Annotated in this window: 19 protein-coding genes; 6 read left to right on the top strand and 13 right to left on the bottom strand. The window is 44.2% G+C overall.

All coding sequences use genetic code 11. The annotated features are described in order from the left end of the window. Nucleotides 1-16 precede the first annotated feature (16 nt). The 4 genes from L3V77_RS09650 to L3V77_RS09635 are packed head-to-tail and all read left to right on the top strand — an operon-like array spanning nt 17 to nt 2,575. Nucleotides 17-796: a class I SAM-dependent methyltransferase gene (locus L3V77_RS09650; RefSeq protein WP_275133951.1), complete on the top strand. Its 780-nt coding sequence runs from the start codon at nt 17-19 to the stop codon at nt 794-796. Then, nucleotides 787-1,212: a GNAT family N-acetyltransferase gene (locus L3V77_RS09645; protein ID WP_275133950.1), complete on the top strand. Its 426-nt coding sequence runs from the start codon at nt 787-789 to the stop codon at nt 1,210-1,212. Before L3V77_RS09650 ends, L3V77_RS09645 begins: the two co-directional genes overlap by 10 nt. Before the next feature lie 11 nt (nt 1,213-1,223). After that, the gene (locus L3V77_RS09640; protein ID WP_275133949.1) at nt 1,224-2,060 is read left to right on the top strand and encodes a phosphotransferase; all 837 of its coding nucleotides are present in this window, start codon (nt 1,224-1,226) and stop codon (nt 2,058-2,060) included. A gap of 23 nt (nt 2,061-2,083) precedes the next feature. Beyond that, nucleotides 2,084-2,575 carry a DUF6653 family protein gene (locus L3V77_RS09635; RefSeq protein ID WP_275133948.1) on the top strand — a complete coding sequence of 164 codons (492 nt, stop codon included), beginning with the start codon at nt 2,084-2,086 and terminating at the stop codon, nt 2,573-2,575. Here the strand turns inward: L3V77_RS09635 and L3V77_RS09630 are convergent. Further along, nucleotides 2,562-3,212, bottom strand: a complete 651-nt coding sequence (locus tag L3V77_RS09630; RefSeq protein ID WP_275133947.1) for an HAD family phosphatase — start codon at nt 3,210-3,212, stop codon at nt 2,562-2,564. The two genes, L3V77_RS09635 and L3V77_RS09630, sit on opposite strands and share 14 nt — an antisense overlap. Beyond that, nucleotides 3,202-3,441, bottom strand: a complete 240-nt coding sequence (locus L3V77_RS09625) for a hypothetical protein (protein WP_275133946.1) — start codon at nt 3,439-3,441, stop codon at nt 3,202-3,204. The genes L3V77_RS09630 and L3V77_RS09625 overlap by 11 nt, the downstream gene beginning before the upstream one ends. Nucleotides 3,442-3,534: 93 nt before the next feature. On the opposite strand from L3V77_RS09625, the gene L3V77_RS09620 reads away from it, so the two are divergent. Further along, nucleotides 3,535-4,398, top strand: coding sequence for a LysR family transcriptional regulator (locus L3V77_RS09620; RefSeq protein ID WP_275133945.1), 864 nt, complete (start codon nt 3,535-3,537; stop codon nt 4,396-4,398). Nucleotides 4,399-4,427: 29 nt separating this feature from the next. Here L3V77_RS09620 and L3V77_RS09615 read toward each other — a convergent pair whose 3' ends face one another. From L3V77_RS09615 to L3V77_RS09565, 11 genes are all read right to left on the bottom strand, one after another. After that, nucleotides 4,428-5,642: a urate hydroxylase PuuD gene (locus L3V77_RS09615; protein ID WP_275133944.1), complete on the bottom strand. Its 1,215-nt coding sequence runs from the start codon at nt 5,640-5,642 to the stop codon at nt 4,428-4,430. Further along, nucleotides 5,588-6,955, bottom strand: coding sequence for a guanine deaminase (gene guaD / locus L3V77_RS09610; RefSeq protein WP_275133943.1), 1,368 nt, complete (start codon nt 6,953-6,955; stop codon nt 5,588-5,590). The genes L3V77_RS09615 and guaD overlap by 55 nt, the downstream gene beginning before the upstream one ends. Nucleotide 6,956: 1 nt before the next feature. Then, on the bottom strand, nt 6,957-7,280 hold the full coding sequence (uraH, locus tag L3V77_RS09605) for a hydroxyisourate hydrolase (RefSeq protein ID WP_275133942.1): 324 nt from the start codon (nt 7,278-7,280) through the stop codon (nt 6,957-6,959). Next, the gene (locus tag L3V77_RS09600) at nt 7,277-7,789 is read right to left on the bottom strand and encodes a 2-oxo-4-hydroxy-4-carboxy-5-ureidoimidazoline decarboxylase (RefSeq protein WP_275133941.1); all 513 of its coding nucleotides are present in this window, start codon (nt 7,787-7,789) and stop codon (nt 7,277-7,279) included. Before L3V77_RS09600 ends, uraH begins: the two co-directional genes overlap by 4 nt. Then, the gene (xdhC, locus tag L3V77_RS09595; protein WP_275133940.1) at nt 7,782-8,699 is read right to left on the bottom strand and encodes a xanthine dehydrogenase accessory protein XdhC; all 918 of its coding nucleotides are present in this window, start codon (nt 8,697-8,699) and stop codon (nt 7,782-7,784) included. The genes L3V77_RS09600 and xdhC overlap by 8 nt, the downstream gene beginning before the upstream one ends. Then, complete coding sequence (xdhB, locus tag L3V77_RS09590) at nt 8,689-11,055, bottom strand: xanthine dehydrogenase molybdopterin binding subunit (protein ID WP_275133939.1); 2,367 nt, start codon at nt 11,053-11,055, stop codon at nt 8,689-8,691. The genes xdhC and xdhB overlap by 11 nt, the downstream gene beginning before the upstream one ends. Continuing rightward, nucleotides 11,055-12,506: a xanthine dehydrogenase small subunit gene (gene xdhA, locus L3V77_RS09585; RefSeq protein ID WP_275133938.1), complete on the bottom strand. Its 1,452-nt coding sequence runs from the start codon at nt 12,504-12,506 to the stop codon at nt 11,055-11,057. The genes xdhB and xdhA overlap by 1 nt, the downstream gene beginning before the upstream one ends. A 99-nt stretch (nt 12,507-12,605) precedes the next feature. After that, a complete protein-coding gene (locus L3V77_RS09580) occupies nt 12,606-13,682 on the bottom strand; it encodes a BMP family ABC transporter substrate-binding protein (RefSeq protein WP_275133937.1) in 1,077 nt (358 codons plus the stop codon). 483 nt (nt 13,683-14,165) lie between these two features. Continuing rightward, nucleotides 14,166-15,095 (bottom strand): ABC transporter permease, encoded by a 930-nt coding sequence (locus L3V77_RS09575; RefSeq protein WP_275133936.1) that lies wholly within the window; start codon nt 15,093-15,095, stop codon nt 14,166-14,168. Next, nucleotides 15,095-16,225 carry an ABC transporter permease gene (locus L3V77_RS09570; RefSeq protein WP_275133935.1) on the bottom strand — a complete coding sequence of 377 codons (1,131 nt, stop codon included), beginning with the start codon at nt 16,223-16,225 and terminating at the stop codon, nt 15,095-15,097. The genes L3V77_RS09575 and L3V77_RS09570 overlap by 1 nt, the downstream gene beginning before the upstream one ends. Then, nucleotides 16,212-17,765: an ABC transporter ATP-binding protein gene (locus L3V77_RS09565; protein WP_275133934.1), complete on the bottom strand. Its 1,554-nt coding sequence runs from the start codon at nt 17,763-17,765 to the stop codon at nt 16,212-16,214. The genes L3V77_RS09570 and L3V77_RS09565 overlap by 14 nt, the downstream gene beginning before the upstream one ends. Before the next feature lie 243 nt (nt 17,766-18,008). Between L3V77_RS09565 and L3V77_RS09560 the strand changes: the two genes are divergently transcribed. Continuing rightward, nucleotides 18,009-18,650 (top strand): TetR family transcriptional regulator C-terminal domain-containing protein, encoded by a 642-nt coding sequence (locus L3V77_RS09560; RefSeq protein ID WP_275133933.1) that lies wholly within the window; start codon nt 18,009-18,011, stop codon nt 18,648-18,650. The last annotated feature ends 121 nt before the right edge of the window (nt 18,651-18,771 follow it).

The following is an 18,771-nucleotide window of genomic DNA, read 5'->3' as shown; positions in this document are numbered from 1 at the left end:
AAGAATAGGGCTAAAAATGAATTACTTAAAGGTAAATAAAGACGCTTGGGATAAACGAACAAAAGTTCACGTAGACTCAAAGTTCTATGATGTAGAAGGCTTTCTGAGCGGAAGAAATTCGTTGAATCAAATTGAACTTGACGAAGTCGGCGACGTTAACGGTAAGGCATTACTCCATCTCCAGTGCCATTTTGGTCAAGATACACTGTCATGGGCAAGACTAGGCGCGAAGGTTACGGGTGTAGATATCTCTTCCGAGGCGATAAATGTGGCTAAGCGTCTTTCTGATAAGCTAGGCTTATCCACTCACTTTGTCTGTGATGATATCTACAGTTTCGCAGACACAAATGATCAATTATTCGATGTCGTTTTCGTTTCATACGGGGCCTTGTGTTGGTTACCGGATTTACGTCGTTGGGCCGATTTGGTTTCGAGTTCATTAAAAGAAGGCGGTCAACTTAACCTTGTGGAGTTTCATAACTTCAATGATGTTCTTTCGGGTTACTCTTATTTCCCATCGAACGAAGCCGATGTTGATGACGAAGGAACGTATACTGAAAACTGTACCGGAGAAACGTCGGTAATGATGACCTGGCCTCACCCTATAAGCGAAGTCGTCAATGCACTAATTGGAGCGGGTCTGAGTGTTGATAGCGTGAACGAGTTCCCATACAGCCCGTACAATTGTTTTTCCGAAATGGAAAAAGATGGAGATCGTGGATTTAAGAAGTTGTGCAACGGTCAACCGATACCATTAGTTTATTCCATTAAGGCAAGAAAACAGATTTGTCTTTAGTTATTGAGTTGAATAGCGCGCCTGATAAATCTGAAGTTGACACCATTCATGAAGGGCTGTCGGCGTTTAATAGGACTCACTTACCATTTGTTCAGGACGCCAGTTTCGCGTTATTTTTGCGTAGTGATACTGGTAAGTTATATGGCGGCGTCACAGTAAGAGTTTTAGGTCAGTGTTTGTATCTCGATTATTTTTGGTTATCAGAAAGCGTTAGAGGAAAAGGTTGGGGCGAGAAGATAATAAAAATGGTTGAGCAAGAAGGGAAAAATCGAAACGTCAATGGAATTTATCTCGATACGTATACATTTCAGGCTTCGCAATTTTATAAGAAATTAGGTTTTTTAGAAACGGGGAGATTCCGCGATTTTCCAGTCCTCGGCGTCGACAAAATATTCTTATTTAAGCGATGTCGTTAGGTGAAAATAAAATGTTGGAAGAAAAAATCGATTTGCATCATATGAGTCTAATAGGAAGTGGAAATCAAGCTGACGTATTTTATGATGGTCTTGATTCCGTTTATAAAGCATTTAAATCCGACGTTTCTTATCAAACGATCGCGTATGAGTTCGAGGCAACTAAAAAAGCGAGTGCGTTACGTTTACCCGTTCCAACTATTGCCGGTATCACAACAGTGAATGGGAAATTTGCGCTAAAAATGGACCTGATAGAAGGGGAGTCAATACTAAGTATTATTGAGAAATCGCCATCGACTGTATTTCGGTTAGGAGAATTATTGGCGAATGCCCACAGCGAAATTCACCAGAAAACGGTGCAAGATGGTTTAATATCGCAAGGGGTTCGGCTTAAAGGAAAAATTTTAGAAAAGAACCTACTTTCGCAAGAAGTGAAAGATAAACTACTGGTCTTATTGTTGTCTTTACCGACGAAATCGCATCTGTGTCACAACGATTTCCATCCAGGGAATCTGATGCAAAGCATGACTCATGTCGTGGTTTTGGACTGGGCAGACGCTGACGTGGGTAACCCATTAGCGGATGTCGCTCGGACCTATCTTCTTATCTCACTCAGTAGGCACTCTGACGCGTCTAAAGTAAAACAAGCGATGGATAAGTTTTTCAAGTTCATTATCTGTCGTCAATATATCTACCATTACCGAAAAAATAACACGTTGGACAGGAATGAATTCAGAGCATGGTTAGCGGTTGTTGCTGCGGCGAGATTGTCTGAGAACTTCAGTGGAGAGACTGAGGCACTTAAAGCAATTATAAATAATGAATTGAAGAGACATAACCGATTACGTTAAGAATAGGTTGAGGTAAAAGTACGATGGATTTTACTAAGTTATCAGAGCAATTAATGAAGATGGACGACGATAGTTGGGCTAAGCATTCTAATCCATGGAGTGTCTATACTCGATTTACTCTTCTACCGCTCATTTCAATTTCTTTTTATTCACAGCATTGGATTGGATCATACAGTTGGCTATTGGTACTGATCTCACTTATCTGGGTATGGTTAAATCCTAGGTTATTTAAAGCACCAAAACAGACAGATAATTGGGCATCGAGGGGAACATTTGGTGAACGCATATATTTGAATCGTGCTGTGCACGCCATCCCAACACATCATCAGGAGGCGGCGAATGTCCTTCAATTGCTTTCTGCGCTGGGCATGGTTCCATTTCTTTATGGTCTTTACTCGTTAGATGTTTGGGTGTTAATCATCGGCAATATTTGGATTATCTTATGTAAAGCATGGTTCGTGGATCGCATGGTATGGGTGTATATGGACACAGACAAACCCGTTAAGGTGGATTAAATAAGGTGTTCTGTTGGTCATTCAACAGTGCTTTAAAATCAAGGTACGTGGAATGGACCGGTTTTTCGCTGTAATCTAGGTGACCAATTGCAATGCATTTTGCGCCACTTTGAATGCCAGATTCCAAACCACTTAACGAATCTTCAAACACAACACAGTTTTGGATATTGCAATGTAATCTTTTGGATGCAAGTAAAAAAGACTCTGGATGCGGTTTTCCGTGTTTCACATCACTACGGGACACCACACAATCAAAATAGTGGTGGAGGCCGTGCAAAGACAAAATAAATTCAATGCGACTGTCCCAACTGGCGGTGACAAGGGCGAGTTTTATTCCTTTTTCACGCAGCATAGTCAAAGTGTTTATTACACCATTTATAAGACGTGGTTTGGATGTCTCCTCGATCGCGTCTACTTTGCCCTTGGCTATATGCCTTTCTTTGATAGATAAGTGTTTGAATAAAAAATCACGAGTATAGTTGCCACTTCTACCATGAACATGTTGCTCAATGGTGGCCCTATTTAACTCAATGCCATATTCTTGCGCTACACAACGCCATGCCTGTTCAATAATGGGTTTGGAATCAATCAACGTCCCATCCATATCGAACAGTGCAGCTTCAATTTTAGCGGACATCGAACGCCTCTTTACCTAAGAAAATCGTAAAAAGATCGAGATTACCTTTTACTTTGTCATTGTAAATATCAAGCGCCTCTCTACTGTCTTCTGCGTGGCAAATAAAGGGTAATATGATGGCTTTATCTTTCATCATTGAGCAAATAACCGCTCCCGCTTCGTCGTCCTCTAAATTTTGCGCAATAACCAGCCCTCTTGCTGATAGCAGTGCAAATGTGGATTTACTCATAGTAGTTATTCTCCATTAGGTTGTGAAACAACTTTAACCTTATTTAAACATTCCATATAATGAATTAAATTCAATAATGCATGAGTAATGGGAATGGATGTAGATCAACTGCGCGCATTTTGTCAGCTAGCTAAATCGGGCAACTACCGGATGGCTTCCGAGCAACTATTTATCACTCAGTCGGCACTAACTAAGAAAATTCAGCGTCTAGAAAACGACATAAACTCAATATTGTTCGAACGAGGCAGAAGTGGCGCGAGCTTAACTCAAGTGGGTAAAACGATTCTTCCGGAAGCAAAACGATTGGTTGCAAGCTTTAAAGCTTTTGAAGGGCTAACAAGATCGGTTACAGACGGTACGAAAGGGCATTTAGGTATCGGTTTTGGGATCTCTACCTACCACCAAGCACCTAAATATATTTCTACTTTTAAACAGAACTATCCGGATGTGCATATCACATTGAATGATATACCGTCGCACCATCAGACTAAACTGCTTCTGAGTGGCGAGCTTCAGCTAAGCTTTAATCGACTGCCTGTTAATCCTCCCTTAAAAAGTATTCGGCTTTTTTCGGATCAATTAGTCGTGGCTGTACATGAAGGCGAATTAATAGACAGTAAGGATAGCTGGAAATCACTTTACCAATTGAATTATATGCGACTTACCCCATCTAGAGGTCAGGGGCTGAGCGGGCAAATAGATTCGTTTCTTCGCGACAATCAATTGCAATTGAATGTGGAACAAGAGTCTGACGACATTTTAACACTTCTGTCTCTTGTCTCAGCAAGGTTGGGATATACTGTTATCCCAGCCAGCGCTAAATTATTGAGCCAACCACAGATCAGATATATCCCATTAAGTGGCCCCAGCTCAAAATGGGATGTAGGTTTAATCTGGAATAACAGCTATCAAGATCCAGTGAGACAACAATTTATCGACACACTTATTTGCACATGATTACGTCTCGATTAATGTCCGTATTGAACCTACTTAGATTGGTTTAGCAGCTGCTTAAGTCGGCTTCTCTCTTCATCTGTCATGCCGGTTTTATTTAAAAATGGCATATCAGCGGTGTCGACTGAACGCGCTAAAATCCTTGGTATCCAACGTTCAATATCTTGCCAGTTATCAAAGACGACGCCAGATGGCGCGACAACAAAAACATCATCGGTTGGGTTGCTGCTGTGGCAACTCACACAGCGCAACGAAATAATCGCTTTTGCTGAACCTTGCACTGTCGTCAGCGAGGTTACTTCACTTACTTGTCCTTCTGCCGCTGTCACCTTAGACGTAACAGGAGGGATACTGATAAGCACCGAGAGCAGACACATGGCTGCAATGCCGGTAATCAGAACACTTGGTTTGTTTTTACCGGTGTGTTTTAGATTGAAGTAGTGTCGAATCCATGCACTGATTATCATGATTAGCAGGGCAACCAACCAGTTAAATTCGTGCTGATAGACCATTGGGTAATGGTTACTTATCATTAAGAAGATAACGGGTAGAGTAAGGTAATTATTGTGAATCGAACGTCTTTTACCTTCTAAACCTGGAGTAGGGTCGACGGGTTCGCCCGCGGCGACCTGTGCCACCATTTTTCGCTGACCGGGGATGATCTTATGCCAGACGTTATTCACCATAATCGAGCCTATTAGCGCTCCCATATGGATAAAGGCACCACGTCCACTAAAGAATTCAGTGAAGGCGAAGAAAAACACCCCACCTGCAACGGTAAGAGAAACAACAAAGCGCGTTCGATTATTGGCTAATGGAGAACGTAATAACACTTCATAACAGACCACTCCCGCCAAAATAGTCCCAACCCCTAAGCTAATGGCTGCTGTCGTGGAAAGGGTCATCACCCTTGGGTCAATAAGGTAGGCCTGCGCATTAAGGTAATACATCCAGATCATCAATACGGATCCAGTCACCCATGTGGTGTAGGCTTCCCATTTAAACCAATGTAGATTGTCTGGCATTTTTTCTGGACCGACTTGGTATTTTGTTACCTCGTAGAAACCGCCACCATGTACGGCCCATAAACCGCCCTTAATACCTTTGTCCATTTTCCATTTTGGTGGTATCTCTAAGCTATTATCCAACCACGTAAAATAGAAGCTTGCCCCTATCCATGCAATGCCACTGATTACGTGGAACCATTTGATAAATAACGCAATCCACTCGTAGAGTTGTGGCCACATATTTTACTTCCTTTTTTGTAGACGAGTTTTCCATTCAGATAGGTAGCCGCGATGACTCTTTCATCACTTAGCATTGAGATAGCAAACAGTTGCTCGGATAGATCATTGCAGCGCACCAAGCGCTGATGAAGAATGGGCGAAGCTTTGATATCCAGTTCGATAAAATCGGCTTCGGTTCCGGGATTAAGATTGCCAACAAGATGGGATATGCCCATGGCATCGGCCGCACCCTGTGTACAGCGATATAAAGATTCAAATGGGTCTAAGCTAATGCCTTGCAACTGACAAATTTTGTAGGCGTCCGACTGATTGGCGAATAAGCTTAGGCTTGTCCCTGCGCCAATATCACTGGCTATGGATATTGGGATATTGTGGTCTTTTGCTTTTTGGTAATCGAATAAACCGCTACCAAGGAATAGATTAGAAGAGGGGCAAAAGGTGATGGTAGCCCCTGATTCTGCTAACGCTTTATACTCGCGATTTTGCAGGTGGAGACAGTGACCGAATAGTGAACGGTCACGAGCTAGGCCGAAGCTTTGATAAATATCGAGATAATCTTTGTGTTTTGGGTAGAGTGATTTTATCCACTCTATTTCAGACCGATTTTCACTTAGGTGAGTCTGAATAAAGGTGTCTGGGTGTTCTTCGGCAAGTTGTCCCGCTTTTTTAAGCTGCTCCGGTGAGCTTGTTGGTGCAAATCTAGGCGTGATCGCGTACATGGCTCGGCCATTCCCGTGCCATCTCTCTATGAGTACCTTACTATCGTAATAAGCGGATTCAGGCGTATCTTGCAGGTAATCAGGACAGTTTCTATCCATCATGACTTTTCCGCAGATCATCCTTGCATCTAACTCTTCAGCCGCGACAAAAAAAGCATCAACGGAGTGTGGGTGGACCGTTGCAAATACGCTCGCGGTCGTAGTTCCGTGAGAAAGCAACTGTTCTAAAAAGAACCGTGATTGTCGATAGCAATACTCCACTTCGGCAAACTTTTTCTCGGTAGGGAAGGTGTACTCATTCAACCAATCTAAGAGCTGTTTGCCGTAGCTGGCTATCATCTCAATTTGCGGCAGATGTACATGGCCGTCGATCATTCCGGGAATGATTAATCCCTTGTGCAGATCTACCCCACCATAATTGAGTAGCTGTTGATTCTCGGGTAGTTTGAAAAACGTTTCGGCCTCACCGACATGGACGATCTTCCCCTCTTGTATCACTAATACACCGTCATTAAAGTATTGATAGTTTTTGGCTGGATCGATACTACTTTTAGGGAAGTGCAATAGACTTCCCCGATGGACTTGTCTAAGCATATTAACTTCCCCTATAGGTAGAATAAGAGAATGGAGAAAGCAACAGAGGAACATGATAGTGACGTTCATCTTCGACAATAAAATGCACATCTACCATAGGAAAAAAACAATCGTCGAACTGGTTCTGGCAGTATTGCTCGGTGTGAAACTTGAGCGTGTATCGTCCCTTTTCAAGTGTGACGGCATCAAACTGAAAGCGACCATCCTGATCGGTGATGCCTTTTTGCAGACTCTCATGTTGAGAGAATCGAGTGAGTTCTACTTCGATACAAGAAGCAGGAATACCATGGGTGGTATTGAGTACGTGACAACTTAAGCTGCTCATAATAGTGCCTCCATGCGAATATGGCTGATCTTTCTCTGTTCTACAGAGGCGTTTAGTAACTCCTCAGCACGACTATTGTTGAGTCGAAATTGCAAAATATCGCGCATCTCTTGGGCTGATTTATTTGTGGCACAGATGATAAAGATAAAACCAAATTTATTGAGGTAAGCGTGATTCAATTTAAGAAGTGATTGCAGTACCGTTTCGGATGCGCCCGATACCTGATTCTGCTCGTTCTCACTCAAGCCCTTGCCTTGCGCGTATTTCTCTCTAAGGCTAGATATATCACCAATCATTGGGTGGCCAGCAAAGGCATCTAACCAGTCATTCTCTTCAAGTTGGCAAAAGGCTTTGTCCGCCATACCAATCACGTTCTCTTTGTTTAACATCGTTCCGGAGTTAGGACATAACGATGTTAATAACAGCGTCTGCCAGCGTTGGCTTGAGCAAATTTTTTCCAACAATGGTTTATCGATGGAAGGTCTGTGGTCTGCAGGTTGATTAGTCATGCGGAGTCCCCTTCAACATCTTTCTGACGTCGTTTGCCCGCTGCCACTGTCTCTCGCTGCGCGGGCGGTCTTCTGATTGGCTCGCTGAATCGGATTTGATTGCTTCAAAAAGGACGATAAGCTGGGCAGAAACCGACACAGCAACTTGCATCGGTAATTTTCCATGAATACCCGCAAGGCCGATTGGACAGGTGAGTTGTTCCAGTAATGAAGGGTCAGAGAGTTGTTCTTTTAAGCGAAACTCAAAGCGCTGTTTCTTACCTTGAGAACCGATAAGGCCAATATAAGGAAAACAGGATCTTTCTATCGCTAATTTCGTTAAGTCAAAATCTAAAGCATGGTCATGTGTCATAATAAGCACGATGCTTTTTGCGTCGAGATTGTCGACGGTTTCGATAGGAAAGTCGTGTTGATAGGCTTTTACACCTAACACCGTTACTTGTTCTACCCATTCATGCCGATTATCGATAACGCGCACATGACAAGGCAGCTGCTGAAGAATGGTACACAAGGCTTGGCTTACATGTCCGGCACCATAAATAACGACTTTAGGCAATTGGCAGTTTATGCTCTCAAGCATAACCTGCACCGCACCGCCGCAACACTGTTGTAAATCTGCGGTTAACGAAAAGCGCTCAATAGAAACGCCTTCTTGTTTATCGTCTAACAATTTTCGCGCTTTTTTGATTACCTGACGTTCAAGGTTTCCACCACCAAGTGTGTCGAACTGAGTATGGGTTGAGATGACCATTTTACTGCCGTTTGCCCGAGGAACCGAGCCAGCTTCAGCAACAATGGTGGCGATACAATACGCTTCGCCATGTTGTTCTAGCCATTGACACGCCTCTAACCACGTTAATTTCGAGCCCACAATGAACGGATTGAAAGCGTCTGAGTGATTATCTTGCATAGGTCGCCTCCCGACCAAACTTGTCGTACTGTTTTGCGCACGCTTTTAGTATGGCTTCGCCGGTAGCAGGGGCATTCAGATCAGCGGCCAAAGTATGGTTTCCAATAGACGAAACCGCATTGTAGATGGCGCACCAAACACTGATGGCGTGCATGAAAGGCGGTTCGCCGACAGCTTTAGAACGATAGATGCTGTGCTCAGGGTTTGCTTTATCGAAAAGATCGACATTCATCTGCTTTGGATAGTCGCCGATGGTTGGTATTTTGTAGTTCATCGGGCTATTGCTTAGCAGCGCACCGTCTTTGCTCCAGACCAGCTCTTCTGTCGTCAGCCACCCCATTCCTTGGATAAATGCTCCTTCAATTTGACCAAGGTCGATCGCCGGGTTAAGGCTGCTGCCGACATCGTGTAGGATGTCTACTCTATCAACGCGCATTTCGCCTGTGAGGGTATCGATAGTCACCTCTGAACAAGAAGCACCCAGTGAAAAATAGAAAAAAGGTCTACCGATAGATTTTTTCGGGTCATACCAAATCTTTGGTGTTTTGTAGAATCCGCTAGCGGAGAGGGAAACACGGTTTAGGTAGGCTTGCTGAATCAACGAATGCCAATCTATTTGCTTATCCCCGATAGCGAGCACACCATCGATAATGTCTGCGTCGGTTCCTACGGCTTTATACGCTTCCAATGCAAACGCTATTAGGCGAGATTTCAGCGTTTTTGCCGCATTGTGCGCGGCCATACCATTGAGATCCGTACTTGAAGACGCAGCAGTAGGCGAGGTGTTAGGCACTTTATCTGTTCTGGTTGAGGTGATTAACACCAACTCAAAGGGGATACCTAAAGTTTGAGCCACAATTTGTTGAATCTTAGTATGCAAACCTTGTCCCATTTCCGTACCGCCGTGCGACACCTGCACGCTGCCATCGGTATAGATATGGATCAAAGCGCCGGCTTGGTTTAGATGCGTTGCGGTAAATGCAATACCAAACTTAACAGGGGTGAGTGCCAATCCTTTTTTAAGTATTGGATTGGCTTTATTCCATACGTCGACTTCCTCTCGACGTTGTCGATAATCACAACGAGTTTCTAGCTGAGTGATAACCTGTTTTAACTCTTTATATTGCTCAACGGCCATCCCGTAATGAGTGGTGTCTTTGCCTGCTCGATAAAGGTTTTTAAGGCGTAGATCGAGGGCATCTTCTCCCACAGCAATGCTGAGATCCTGCATTGCTTGTTCAATCATCATCATGCCTTGAGGCCCGCCGAATCCGCGAAATGCAGTATGGGAAACGGTGTCGGTTTTGAGTCGGTTACCAATGACTGATGCCTTCGCGAGGAAGTAGGCATTATCGCTGTGGAACATAGCGCGATCGACAATAGCACCAGAAAGGTCCGCTGAGTGGCCGCATAAGCCATTCACTTCTATCGCGACGGACTCGATAATTCCTTGTTTATTTGCGCCAATCTTATATTGATTGAAGAACGGATGACGTTTACCTGTCACCGACATGTCCGTGGAACGAGGGAGTCGAATTTTCACCGCTTTACCGGACAACAATGCGCCCATGCCGGCTAGACATGCCCATTGAGCGGCTTGTGTCTCTTTGCCTCCAAAGCCTCCTCCCATTCGACGCATATCTACGGTCACTTTGTTAAATGGAATATCGAGCACTTCGGCGACGAGTGTTTGTACCTCGGTTGGATGTTGGCTTGAGGTGCGTAGAAAAATCCCCTTGTCTTCGGTGAGTTCTGCAAGGCTTATCTGTCCTTCAAGATAGAAGTGCTCTTGTCCACCAATATGCTGTTGACCAGAAATAACGATATCGCTTTTTTCAAACTGTTCGGCTGATACCGGCGTTCCCATAGTATTTGCTGGTAATACTTCTGCTTGATTGCCGTCTCCCACACAATCAAGAATAGGATTCAGATCGACATCGTATTCAATCTGAGCCTTCCTTGCTGCTTTTACCGCTTGAACATGGCTTCGAGCTAATACAAGTGCGACCGGTTGTTGATAGAACTTGATTTCGTTATCGCTGAGTAATGGATCGCCTTTGACAATTGGACCGATATCTTTTTTTCCGGGGATATCGTGATACCCATAAACCGCGACGACACCAGGCATCGCTTTTACAGGAGAAAAATCAATCGCTGTTATCTTCCCTTTTGCAATAGAAGCGGTTATGACAGCACCATGCAAACACCCTTTAGGGGTTGGGTAGTCGTCTAGAAATGCCGCGTCGCCAGTGACTTGTTTAATGGCACTTTCGTGTTTGTAACTTCGGCCAACAATGTCTGAAGAGCGCAATTTTTTTTCGCCACTTATCGGATTTACTTGGGTTAATTTACGCATTATTGATTAACCTCTTTTGTACTCTTTTCTTTGGATGAATGGAGTGGTGTGTTCAATCTTGTTGGGACCTGATGACATTCCAGGTAAAAGCGCTGAATGAGGTTTTGCACAAGTTGTATACGATATTCCGCGCTGCCCCTAACGTCACCAATGGGGGCGATAACGTTTGGTACGAGTTTTTGTACTTTACGGACCAACTCAGAGGTGAAATGGCGGCCGACAAAAAGGCCTTCGAGTTGAGAAAGTCGAACCGATTTTGCCGCGATACCCCCGGCAGATAATATACAGGCCTTAATACGGTTATCATTTCCAAAAGTCAGGTTGATCGCCAACACAACGGTAGCAATGTCGTCTTCGAATCGTTTACTGATCTTATAGATGGCGTGTTTCTGGTTCGGAGCCAATATAGGAATATGGATTGCGCTTATCCATTCATCGTCTTTGATAAGGGTTTCGCGGTAACCGGTAATGTAATCTTCTGGCGCGTATAGGCGCTTTTGTTTGCCGTTATCGATCTCTATACGACCATTCAAGCTGATAAGTAATGGCGCAACATCCCCGATAGGTGAGGCGTGACCTAGACTGCCACCGAGCGTGCCTCGGTTTCGAATAGTTAGGCTACCTAATCGTTCAATTAATTCGTCTGTGCTTGGATAATGTTCACGCATAAAAGCGTGCAATTTTGAAAGCAGCACAGCGGATCCAATTCTCCAACCTGACTTGGTTTTTGTAATGCCTTGTAGGTCTTTCACATCCGAGAGGTCAATCATCTTGTCTATGCGTTGTAATTGCTGGGTTACCTCAAGAGCCAAATCTGTACCACCCGCAATCAGTTTTGCATCTGGATGCTTGGTACGAAGTTCGCCAAGCGCTTCTCTATCACATGGTTTCCAGTAATTAACCGTGTTCTGTGGTTCTATAGAATTCATCCATTCGACAAGTGTGTCTTCGTCTTGACTTGTTGGGTCGTCAATATCGATGTCCGCGATGAGGTTTGCAGCTTCAATCAACGGGCCGTAACCAGTACAGCGGCACAGATTGCCAGAGAGGTAATCTGGTGGGTTTTCTGGGCGAGTTTTCTGTTTAGAAAGCGCATACAGAGACATCACAATGCCGGGAGTGCAGAAGCCACATTGTGTGCCATGATTATCCACAACGGCCTGCTGCACTGGGTGCAATTTTCCGTTCTGTTGCAGATGCTCAACGGTGACAATTTTCTTGCCGTGCAGCGCATGAAGGGGCGTAATGCAGGCGTTGACCTGTCGATAGCGTAACTGGTTATCTTCATCCAAGTCCGCCATAACAACCGTACAAGCACCACAATCGCCACTGGCGCAACCTTCTTTAGACCCGGTTAATTCTCGTTGCTCTCTTAAATACGGCAGTAGCATACTATCAACGGCTGCTGTTTCAATTTGAACAATTTCATTGTTGATCATGATCTCTAACATAACGTCCTCTGTTGCCAAAAGTTGTCCACTTGGTCAAGTAGTTAGGTAAAAAAAGACCCACGAGCTAATCAAAAGCTGGTGAGTCTTTTCGAGGGCGCTTTAGTTAGGGATTTTTGCCTCGATACCTTCTACATACCAGTTAATACCCGCAAGCTCTTGATCCGTCAGCGTATGTCCCGCTGCAATCACTTCTTTACCACTGTTATCTTTCATTGGGCCAGTGAAAGGATGGAACTCGCCTGATTTAATTTTAGCATGTGTGGCCGTAATCGCCTCTTTGATGTCAGTAGGCAGCTCAGGGTTCACAGAAACGATTTGCAAGATGTCGTCTGCAAAACCACCCCAATAATCTTCTGGCATCCAATTGCTATCCATGACTTCTTGTACGGTACGGATATAGTGCGGGGCCCATACATCACGTACTGAGAACATATGTGCCTTAGGGGCGAAATGGCTCATGTCGGACGCTTGGCCAATGCCCATAATGCCGCGTTTTTCGGCGGTAATGAGGGGGGCGGGGCTGTCAGTGTGTTGAAGCATAATGTCGACGCCTTGGTCAATAAGTGCGCTTGCAGCATCGGACTCTTTTCCTGGGTCATACCAGGTATTAACCCAAACAATCTTAAGTTTTACGTCTGGATTTACGCTTTTCGCACCAATGTAAACGGCGTTAATATCACGGATAACTTCTGGAATTGGGAACGACGCGATGTAACCCAATGTGTTGGTCTTGGTTGCCATGCCTGCAGCAACACCAGAGACATAACGGCCTTCATAGGTTCTTAGTGCATAGTTAGAGACGTTTTTCGAGCGTTTATAACCAGTAGCGTGTTCAAATTTAACCTTAGGAAATCGTTTTGCGGCTTTAAGTGTCGGGTTCATGTAACCAAAAGAAGTCGTGAAAATGAGCTCATGACCTGACTTAGCTAACTGGGTAATCACTCGTTCTGCATCCGCACCTTCAGGGACACTTTCTACGTAGGTCGTTGTCACCTTATTGCCAAAATATTTCTCCATCTCTTTTCGGCCTTGGTCGTGCTCATAACTCCATCCATGGTCTCCCACTGGACCTACATAAACGAATCCAACCTTCATTTGCTCTTCTGCTAAAGTTGCAGTAGATAAAAGTGTCGTAATTGATAAGGCGGTTGCACTCATCCATCGGTTTAATTTCATGAAAAACTCCATTTCAATTGTTTATAAATCAATGTGACTCGTTTGAATCAGCGTTCTCAGAATTACTTGAACGGAGAACCAATTCGGTTTAGCACGTTGTTATTGATTAATTGCAAAAACCTGACCACATGGTGATATTTTTACAAAATAATTCATCGTTCTTGTTAACACCTTGTAACTAAAGGCGTTGCGAGCAGTAATATGGGTAGAGTTATATTGAGATCTGTGACATAGAAACGCAGGCGTAATCAATGGTGTTCGGGTTTGGTGCAATAGCGTGTCTTGCGTGCACCAAATTAATCCGTCGTTAGCCTGTTCGTTGACCACTATTGATCTATTGTGGGTCCAATACCGATCAGTTGTTAATCCATCACTTACTATGCGTAAGTGAATTCCACCACGCCATCATGGCGCGGTAGGGCTGCTGACGTATATCTGTGTTACGTGTTGTGTGCCTTTTGTGTATCGACAGATGCAAGCAAATTAGTGCAATTTAGGATCAAACGGTTTGGCCAAACTCATTGGTGTTGAGAGCTTTTGCTTAAGGGAGTTAGAGCTGATCATCACCATAACGATAATCGTTGCTAAGTAAGGCGTCATAGCAAGCAGGTTTGGCGAGATATCAAAGCCAAATCCTTGCATGACGAGATGCAATATAGAAGCGAAGCCAAATAGATAGGCACCCAGCATCAGATAACCGACTCGCCACGAAGCAAAAACAACCAATGCAAGCGCAATCCAACCTCGACCTGCGGTCATGTTCTCCATCCACATTGGTGTGTAAGCGAGGGACATATAGGCACCAGAAAACCCAGCCATTGCGCCACCAAACAGAACCGCTAGATAACGAACCTTTAATACCTTGATACCGAGTGCATTAGCCGAATGTGGGTTTTCACCTACCGCACGGAGTGTTAAGCCGATGCGTGTTTTTTGCAGTACATACCACGTTAATCCAACGATGCCGAAACTGGTATAAACAATGATATCTTGATTGAACAGTATTTGACCGATAAACGGAATACGGCTGAGCAATGGGAGCTCAATTTGGGCGAAACCTTGGATAGTAAATCCGACTAACTCGCCCCCTAAAAACGAGCTTAATCCGGTACCAAATATGGTGAGGGCTAAGCCCGTCGCCACCTGATTGGTGTTAAGGCTCACTGACAAGGTCGCAAAAATCAGAGACATACTCATACCAGCAAAAATAGCGATAGCGATACCCATCCCTAAACTGCCAGTATAATAAGCGCCAGCAAAGCCTGCCATTGCACCCATTAACATCATGCCTTCTTGTCCTAGATTCAGTACGCCTGATTTCTCACAGACCAATTCACCTAAAGCGATAAGTAACAACGGAGTACCCGTTTTGAGTGCCGCTATTAATATTTGTTGTAGTAATTCCATATCCATTAGGCAACTCCTGATTCATGATGGGTGTCCACAATTTCTTTTTTAACAAGGAGAGGGGGAGTGTGTTTTGGGTTACGTTTTCGAATGGCTATCCGATAGAAAATAAGGAAATCACACGCAAGAAGAAAAAAAAGCAGGGTGCCTTGGAATAGCCCAGTGATGGCGGTTGGCAATCCCAGTTCTATTTGTGCCAAGTCGGTCCCCATATAGAGGGTCCCCATAAAGAGCGCCGCGAGAATAATGCCTATAGGGTTTAGTCGACCAAGATACGCAACGATTATCGCGGCGTATCCATAGCCCGGTGAGACTGAAGGAATAAGTTGCCCTATGGGGCCTGTGACTTCTGCGGCACCGGCGAAACCTGCGAGTGCGCCAGAAAATAACATCACACTCCAAATAATTTTACTGCTGCTAAAACCCGCATATCGAGCGGCAGATGGGTCTTCACCAAATACTCTTAATTTAAAGCCCGGTAGTGTTTTAAAGAGCACAAGCCCGGATAAAAGCGCCACAATAACGGCGATAATAATAGAAATGGAAGCGCGGCCTTCTTCCTGAATAATGGGCAACAAAACGCCATCAGTAAATATAATCGACTCTGGAAAGCCAAAGCCTTGTGGGTCGGCTAGTGGGCCATGAACTGCCCATAACAGGGTATAAAGACCAACGTAGTTGAGCATGATGGTGGTGAGGATAAGATTGGTATGAAAGATACGTTCTAATAATGTGGGAATTGCGGCCCACAACATGCCACTTATTATGCCAATGAGAAGGACTAAAACCAAAGAACCAACGCCGGCGTCCTCTCCCATTTGTATTGCAATCGCACTGCTTGCAACGGCACCAATGAGCAGCTGTCCTTCTGCACCTATATTCCAGATGTTCGCGCGGTAACATAACGCGAGTCCAACAGCACAAAGCATTAATGGCGTAGACTTCACCATCAGTTCACCTAGATTGTAACTGTCGCTGAGTGGTGAAATAACAAAGACCTCGAACGCCTTAGTAGGATTAACCCCTAAAGCGGTGAACATTAGGCTGGAAACCATCATTGTTAAGATGATGGCTATAACAGGCGAGAACCAGGTCATCAACTTAGAACTTTCAATCCTTGGTTCAATCTTTAGCATTGGAATTCTCCCTTAATCTAACCTCTGAATGGTCAATGAAACTACCGGCTATCCATTGTCCAATCTGTTCAATATTGGTTTTACTGGTTTCGACAATTGGCGCTATGGCTCCCTCATATAATGCGGTGACCCGGTCACAGATAACGAACAGTTCATCGATATCTTCCGATACCACTAAGATAGAGGCTCCTTGATCTCTTAGTGCAATGAGTTGTCGGTGGATAGCGCTAGCGGCGCCAATGTCCACTCCCCATGTCGGGTGGGCACAGATAAGCAGGGTTGGGTTTTGCTCCACTTCTCTACCTATGATGAATTTCTGAAGGTTTCCGCCGGAGAGACTCTTTGCTTGAGCTTGTCTATTACGGCATTTGACGTTGTTGACGAGGATGATGTTGTCGACCAATTGAGTTAGTTTTTGCTTGAGAATAAAGCCATTTTTAACCAATCTTTCACTGTTGGTCAGTAGTGTATTGTCGGTTAGGCTCATTTCTGGAACTGCACCTTGCCCCAGCCTGTCTGTTGGTACATACGCCATTCCCAACGTTCTTCTTTCTCCGGCACTCTTATGGCCGATAGCTTTTCCTTCGAATAGAATGCTTTCTTTGGGCGCTCTAAAATCTTCACCACTGATTGCTTCAAGTAGGTCTTCCTGCCCATTACCCGCGACGCCCGCTATACCAAGAATTTCACCCGTACGAAGCTGTAGACTTACATTACTTAGTCCGCAACCAAAGGGGTGCGCGGGAGGCAGTGTAAGGTTAATGGTTTCGAATAGGATGTGTTCAGTGAGGTTTTTCGGGTAGCTTTCGGACAGTTCTGCTTCACTGCCGACCATCATTCTTGCGATGGTTTCTGGGGTTTCGTCTGAAGGGGTGCATTCGCCACTTACTTCACCACCGCGAAGGATAACGGCTCTGTCACACAGCGCCGTTACTTCTTTTAGTTTGTGGCTAATAAAGAGAATGCTACACCCTTCCGCGGTGAGTGTTTTCAGGACTCTGAAAAGTCCGGCTACCTCTTGCGGTGTTAATACGGAGGTTGGCTCGTCAAGGATAAGGAGCTCAACCTCTTGTATTAGACAACGTAATATTTCTAAACGTTGGCGTTCACCTATACTCAAGCTATGTACATATCGGTTTGGTTCAACATGCAGATCATATTTTTTGCTTATCTCAATAACACGTTGCTTTAGGTTTACTACTGTGTTCAGAAACGCTTTATCCAAACCCAGTTCAATATTCTCTAGTACGGTTAACGTTTCAAAGACAGAGAAGTGCTGAAAAACCATGCCGATACCCATTGCTCTGGCTTGATTAGGGGAGCGAATGTTTACCTCATGATTTTTCCACAGAATCGCGCCAGTATCGGGGCGATTTACACCATATATCATCTTCACGAGTGTTGACTTTCCTGCGCCATTTTCACCCAATAACGCCAGTATTTCTCCTTTTTTTAGAGTCAGATTTACATTGTTATTTGCGATGACACCTGGAAAAAACTTACTCACGTTCCAGAGCTCTAATAGATATCCATTGGTCATGGTGTGTCGATTCCTTTCCTATAATTGGAATGGTTAATGCAATAACCTGACCAATTGTTCAACTCACTAGGAAACGCAAGGTTTGCTAAGATTATGTAATCACGTTGAACGGTCGATCGACGCTCATTTGGTGCGCCTGCACCAAATGAGTACGAAAAGAAAGCCGACGTTGGGGTCGTGTTTTTAAAATAAGCACGACAAAAATGAATAGAACAACGAAATCTAACGACAAATAGGATCGATATGTCTGATGTAGAAAATGAAGAAAGTACAGAGGGAAGGGGAGGTTCTATCCGCGCAAAAAACAGACAGCGAATATTATATGCGGCCGAACAAGAGTTCGCCAAATATGGTTTCAAAGGTACCTCAGTACAAGCTATTGCGGATAGTGTTGAATTGCCAAAAGCGAATATTCTTTATTACTTTAAATCAAAAACGGGCCTTTATAAGGCACTGCTTACCGATATTCTTGAGATGTGGAATCAAGGGTTCTCTATTGACGCAAACCAACAGGCTCCAGATGAGGTTATTCGTCGCTATATTATTGAAAAGATGCGTTATAGCCGAACACATCCAATGCGTTCTAAGATCTTTGCAATGGAGATAATTCAAGGTGCACCAATCATTCGAGATGCTATTGAACAGCCAATGGTTGTGTGGTCGAAAAGCAAAGTCGATGTCATTCAAACATGGATCGATGAAGGATTAATCACAAAAATAAATCCACTCTATTTACTGTTCCTCATTTGGGGGACGACACAATTTTATGCGGATTTTGATAGTGAGATAGAGCTGATAAATGGCCGATCTCTCGATGATGAGGAGTTTATAGAGGCCGGGGACTTTACGGTAAATATTGTGCTTAAAGGGTTAGGTTTACGTTGAGTTAAGCAATTTCTTGAACACTTGGTCAGAAAATTGCTTAACATAAAGGCTATATACTCCTATCATTTTATTTACATTGCTAATGGGTACCATTAAATCTTATCCATATAGCGACTAAGCA

The organism is Vibrio sp. DW001, assembly GCF_029016285.1.
Taxonomy (GTDB): domain Bacteria; phylum Pseudomonadota; class Gammaproteobacteria; order Enterobacterales; family Vibrionaceae; genus Vibrio.
The sequence above is the reverse complement of the archived record's forward strand: the minus strand, read 5'-3'. Positions and strand labels throughout refer to the sequence as shown.